The 1,045-nt window shown below is 40.6% G+C and carries 2 protein-coding genes; both read right to left on the reverse strand.

Translation table 11 applies throughout. The features are described from left to right. On the reverse strand, positions 1-313 hold a 313-nt coding region (locus tag GCCT14_RS05135; RefSeq protein ID WP_157952654.1), incomplete at its 3' end, for an ATP-binding cassette domain-containing protein. Further along, a partial coding sequence (locus GCCT14_RS05140; RefSeq protein ID WP_108624472.1) for a metal ABC transporter solute-binding protein, Zn/Mn family occupies positions 313-1,045 on the reverse strand: 733 nt, incomplete at its 5' end. The genes GCCT14_RS05140 and GCCT14_RS05135, both read right to left, overlap by 1 nt.

A 1,045-nucleotide genomic window follows, 5' to 3' on the forward strand; every position in this document is an offset into this window, starting at 1 on the left:
CAAGAGATCCCATCTGAACAACTTCAGAAACTGTAATTGGGAAGCTCCAATCAACTGAGGTCCTTTGTGGAATATAGGCGATCCTACTTCTTTGCTCATCAAACGACCTCCCCCAAAAAGAAAATGATCCTGATTGAGGTTTTAGGATGTCAACAGCGCATTTCAAAAAAGAACTCTTGCCAGCACCATTAGGACCAATAATACCAACTAAACTGCCTCCAGATTGAACAGAAAAGCTAATTTTACGTAGCACAGGAACTTCATCATATGAGTAAGAAAGCTGAGAAACAGAGAATGGAACATCTTGACCCACTAATAACCCTCCATTATCTCGTCACGAAAAATCCTAGCATTTTCCACAACTACATCTAGATAACCTGCAAGAGGATCTTGCATCACTGAAAAATCAGGAAAAGAGTCGCTATGCATAAAACGATCTGCAAGTCGGGCTTTATATCCTTGTTGAGAAGCCATAGAAATCAAACGAGACAGTGCAAGTGAAGGAACGTTCACCTCTCGGAATAAAACAGTGATATTGTGTTCTAACATGAACTCAAACACTTCCTTAAGAGTTGAGAAACTTACCTGCGACTCTGGAGCAAGACCTTCAGGAGAGGTGTACCTTTTCCTCCACGAACCATCTTGGCTCTCTTGTTCAGTTCCAAAATAAGAACGAACAAAGTAACAAAAGGCCGAATGTGATGACACAAGATAACGTTTTTCGATTGGAACTTCATCAAGTAAAGCACGAATCATTCTGTCAGACGAGAGAAACCGTTGCTTGACATCTCCCGCTCTTTGAAAAATCAAATCTCTTTTATCTTCAGGGAAGATCTCAGACAGACGTTCAGCCAAGGGATGTATAACCTTTGCCATTAGACTGAGATCGAGCCAAACATGCGGATCTGGCACTTCATTTACATTGATTACGAACTCCTTGTTTTCCCCTAAGAGACAAGCTCCAACTGAAAAAGACTTCGAAGATTCATGTAATGAATGGAAAAGAGATGATCCATGTTCTAGTCCTAAACCATTGTAAACAATT

It is taken from the genome of Candidatus Similichlamydia epinepheli (assembly GCF_003056015.1).